Origin of the sequence: Ideonella sp. B508-1 (assembly GCF_000333615.1) — a bacterium.
Taxonomy (GTDB): Bacteria; Pseudomonadota; Gammaproteobacteria; order Burkholderiales; family Burkholderiaceae_C; genus Ideonella.
In genome coordinates this window covers 1-4,505 of the sequence record NZ_BADL01000484.1, presented here as the reverse complement: position 1 = coordinate 4,505, position 4,505 = coordinate 1, and the positions used below count along the sequence as shown (strand labels likewise).

The window sequence follows — 4,505 nt, the reverse complement described above, 5'->3', positions numbered from 1 at the left end:
CAGGGCCACCAGGTCGATCATGTCAGCGCAGTGGGCCACCATCAGGGCCAGGCGGCCGGGCAGGGAAGAACTTGTTCGCATGGGGGACTCCAGGGGATCAGGGACGGGCGGTGGCCAGGCCCGTGCCCGGCTGGGCCTGGGCGCTGGGCAGCGCCTGCGGCGTGGGTTTGAGGAGGAAGTGCGCCAGCGCCGGCAGCAGCACCAGGGCGCCGAGCATGTTCCACAGGAACATGAAGGCCAGAAGCAGTCCCATGTCGGCCTGGAACTTGATGGGGCTGGCCACCCAGGTGATGACGCCCAGGGCCAGGGTGGCGCCGGTGAGCATCACCACCTTGCCGGTGAACAGCAGGGCGCGGTGGTAGGCCTGGGACAGGCTGCAGCCACTGCGCAGCTGGGCCAGCACGATGCTCAGGATGTAGAGCGCGTAGTCCACGCCGATGCCCACGCCCAGCGCGATGACCGGCAGCGTGGCCACCTTCACGCCCATGCCCAGCGCCACCATCAGCGCCTCGGCCAGGAAGGAGGTGAGCACCAGCGGCAGCACGGCCACCAGCACCGCCCGCCAGGAGCGGAAGGTGATGAAGCACAGGGCCACCACCGCGCCGTAGACGAGCAGCAGCATCTCGTGCCAGGCCTGGCGCACGACGATGTTGGTGGCGGCTTCGATGCCGGCCGGGCCAGCGGCCAGCAGGAAGCGCGCGTCCTTCGTGTCGTTGGCCTGGGCGAAGGCCTCCACGTGGTGCACCACGCTGTCCAGGGTGTCGGCCTTGTGGTCGGCCAGGAAGAGGTTGAGCGTCAGCAGGTTGCAGGCGTCGTTGTAGAGGCCGCGCGGCGCCCCGGCGGTGACGGTGTTGAGCATCTCCTGGTTGGGGATGAACTCCACCCACTTGGGATTGCCTTCGCTCAGGCCGGCCAGCATGCGCCGGTTGAGCAGGGCCAGCGAGTTGCTGCTGTCCACGCCGGGCAGCTGGCGCAGCGACCATTCCAGCGCGTCCAGCTTGTTGAGCGTGGCGTAGTCGGCGCAGTGGCCGTCGGGGGTCTGCACCATCACGGCCAGCACATCGCTGCTGGCGCCGTAGGCCCGGTTCATGAAGGCCACGTCGCGGTTGTAGCGGCTGTCGGCCCGCAGCTCGGGGGCGCCGGGGTCCAGGTCACCGATCTTGAGGTGTTGGCTGGCCAGCCAGCCGGCCAGGCCCAGCAGGGCCGCCCCCGCCACCGTGACGCTGGCCCAGCGCCGCTGGGTGAAGCGGTCCAGCACGGCCCACAGCCCGGCCTGGGGCTTGAAGCGCCCGCTGTTCTCGCTCTGGTCGCCGCTGGCCGCCAGCGCGGCCTCTTCGGCCCGCAGGCTGCGCCGCGCCGCCCGGGCGCTGACGCCGGTGTAGCTCAGCAGAATGGGCAGCAGGATCAGGTTGGTGACGATCAGCGCCGCCACCCCCAGCGAAGCCGCCAGGGCCAGTTCGCGGATGACCTGGATGTCGATGCGCATCAGCACCGCAAAGCCCACCGCATCGGCCAACAGGGCCGTCAGGCCGGCCAGGAACAGGCGGCGGAAGGTGAAGCGCGCGGCCACCAGCCGGTGCATGCCGCGGCCAATGTCCTGCATGATGCCGTTCATCTTCTGGGCGCCGTGGCTCATGCCGATGGCGAACACCAGGAAGGGCACCAGGATGGAATACGGGTCCAGCGCCATGCCCAGCAGGGGCAGCAGGCCCAGCTGCCACACGACCGCGGTGAGCGAAGCAGCCACCACCAGGGCCGTGGAGCGCAGGCAGCGGGTGTAGAGGTAGACCGTGGCGGCGCTGATCAGCACCGCCAGCGCGAAGAACATCAGCACCGCGCGCACGCCGTCGATCAGGTCGCCCACGATCTTGGCAAAGCCGGTGATGTGGATCTCCACCCCTTGCTTCTCGTACTTGACGCGCAGCGCCTCCAGGCGCTCGGCCAGGGCGGTGTAGTCCAGCGCCTGGCCCTGGGCGTCGCGGGCCTGCAGGGGCACGAAGATGATGGTGGAGCGGCCGTCCAGCGCCACCAGTTGGCCGATCTCGCCCGAGCGCTGGATGTTCAGCCGCAGCTGTTGCAGGCTGGCGGGGCCGCCGTCGTAGCCGTCAGGGATGACCGGCCCGCCTTCCAGCCCGTCCTCGGTGACGCCGACCCAGCGGGTGGTCGGGGTCCAGAGCGACTTCATCTGCATGCGGGCCACGCCCGGCAGCAGGAAGACCTCGTCGCTCAGGCGGCGCAGCGTGTCCAGGTAGCGGGCGTCGTAGATGTCCCCGCGCGGGTTGGCCACCGCGATGCGCACCGCGTTGCCCAGCCCGCTCAGGTCGGCCTCGTGGGCCAGCATGTTCTGGATGTACGGGTGGTGCGTCGGGATGGTTTTCTCGAAGCTGGCATTGAGCTTCAGGTGGGTGGCCTGCCAGCCCAGCACCAGGGTGAGCAGCAGGCACAGCAGCAGCACCCAGGGGCGGCGGTTGAAGAGCAGGCGTTCGATCCAGGCACCCGATTGCGGGTCGAAGCTGGCGAGGTCGGCGCCGGAGGGCGCGGCTTGGGCGGGGGAGATCATGGGCGGGCAGTGGGCGAGGGAGACAGGACGCGCGGGCCCTGCACGGTGAGCGCGAGCAACTGGCCTTGCGGCAGCGGCAGCAGGCCGGTGAGCGAAGGCACGGTAGGCAGCGGCAAGGGCTTGAGCTGGTCGCCCTGGGCCTGCAGCACCAGGCCGGCCTGGTTGGCCAGCAGCAGCCGGCCATCCGGGGTGAGGGCCGAGGCCGTGAAGCTGGCGGGCAGGGGGGCCGGCAGGGCCTGCCAGCTGGCGCCACCATCGCTGGAGCGCCAGGCGTTGCCGCGCAGGCCGGCCACCAGCAGGTTGCCATCGGCCGGCAGCTCGGCCGTGAAGAAGCTGCCCTTGTAGGGCGTGTCCACCCGCCGGAAGTGCTCGCCCTGGTCATCCGACACCAGCACCAGCCCCTGCTCGCCCGCAATCAGCCACTGCGCGCCACGCTGGCGCACCGCATACAGATGCAGCTCCTTGGGGTTGTCCAGCCGGCCGCGCCAGCTCTGCCAGTGCTGCCCGCCATCGTCGCTGTGCAGGGCCAGGCCATAGGCGCCCACCACCGTGATGCGCTGGGCGTCGGACATCCAGGCGTCCAGCCAGGGCTTGTCCGGGCCGTCCGCCTTCAGGCGCTCGGCCGCCTGGCGGGCTGCGTCATCGTGCGCGGCGGCCAGTTCAATGTCGGCCACGCCACGGCCATCGAGCCGGCGCAGCCAATGGGCGCCGCCGTCGGTGGTGGTCAGCACGGTGGCCCCATGGCCCACCGCGACGCCGTGCTGGGCATCAGCAAAACGCACCGCCGTCAGCCCCACGCTCACCGGGCTGTCCACCTGCTGCCAGTGCTGCCCCTGATCCCGCGAGGCCACGATGAGCCCGCGTTCACCGACGGCGATCAGCTGGGGCCCGGCCTGCGCCGCCGACTGCAGCAAGGCGCTGTCGATCTGCCGAACCTGCGCAGCCGGACGGTCCAGCGCCGACCCCACGGCCTGGGTGGCCGGTGCGGCCCAGGCGCAGGCCATGGCCTGCAGGCTCAGGGCCAGCGCCAACCAGGCCGGGGCGGCGGGCAGCAGCGGCTCGTCGGCGCGAGGCGGAACAGACGAGGGGCGGGCGGGGGCAGGCGGGCAGGCCTGCACCCGGGCCGGGCGAGCGCGGCGGGGGGGCATCGATGTCTCCTGTCGGGCGAGTCTTTCGCCCTTTCTTGATCTGCGGACTTGACAGGCGACAGGTTAAGAACCCTCAATCCATTCACAAAGTGGATTGGGTCCATGTCATGTATGGGCCAGATGAATGACCTGCGTGGAAGCCCCTAGGCCGGGGCCCTTGCGGCGGCGTCAGGCCCGGCCGTGCCGACGGCCAGAAGGCCGCTGGGCCGAGCCCGGCGAGGCCGTGGACCGGCGTGGACGGTGCGGCCATACCCCCAAATGGGGGGGCTTCGACGCTTTTGATGCCAATGCTCGGAATGTTATCCTGCAAGAAACAAGAGAAATTCAATCCTGACAGGCACTTGGCAGGCAATGCGCCGGAATGTTATCCGTCACGTCAGGATGTTATGCGTCACTTTTGATGTATATAACTAGTTGAACTAAACCGCTGACGCGGTGGCTGCCTGGCGAGGGTGGTCACCGCGTTTGACGTTGTGGGGGAGCTTGCCTGGGAAGGCGAGCGGGAGAAGCCTTCGGTCGGGGAATGGACCCCGGTAGACAGGAGAAGGCGATGACCCCGTTGCGACAACAGATGGTGGATGCGATGCAGGTGCGCGGGCTGGCGGTGCGCACGCAGCAGACCTACGTGGACGCGCTGGCGCGCATGGCCAAGTACTACGGGCGCAGCCCAGCGCAGCTGGATGCGGCGCAGATCGAGGCCTACATGCTGCACCTGTCCAAGGACTTGAGGCGTTCGTTCTCGACGATCAACCAGGTGTCCTCGGCCAGCCGGTTTCTGTTCCGGCACGTGCTCGACG

General features: G+C 69.6%; 3 protein-coding genes. 1 reads left to right on the top strand and 2 read right to left on the bottom strand.

Annotated features, from left to right (window positions below; translation table 11 throughout):
- Positions 1-97 precede the first annotated feature (97 nt).
- Both I73_RS29140 and I73_RS19145 read right to left on the bottom strand, forming a co-directional pair.
- Complete coding sequence (locus tag I73_RS29140; protein WP_022982092.1) at positions 98-2,560, bottom strand: RND family transporter; 2,463 nt, start codon at positions 2,558-2,560, stop codon at positions 98-100.
- Positions 2,557-3,708 carry a YCF48-related protein gene (locus I73_RS19145; RefSeq protein ID WP_022982091.1) on the bottom strand — a complete coding sequence of 384 codons (1,152 nt, stop codon included), beginning with the start codon at positions 3,706-3,708 and terminating at the stop codon, positions 2,557-2,559. The genes I73_RS29140 and I73_RS19145 overlap by 4 nt, the downstream gene beginning before the upstream one ends.
- 550 nt (positions 3,709-4,258) lie before the next feature.
- On the opposite strand from I73_RS19145, the gene I73_RS32795 reads away from it, so the two are divergent.
- A partial coding sequence (locus I73_RS32795; protein ID WP_159105907.1) for a site-specific integrase occupies positions 4,259-4,505 on the top strand: 247 nt, incomplete at its 3' end.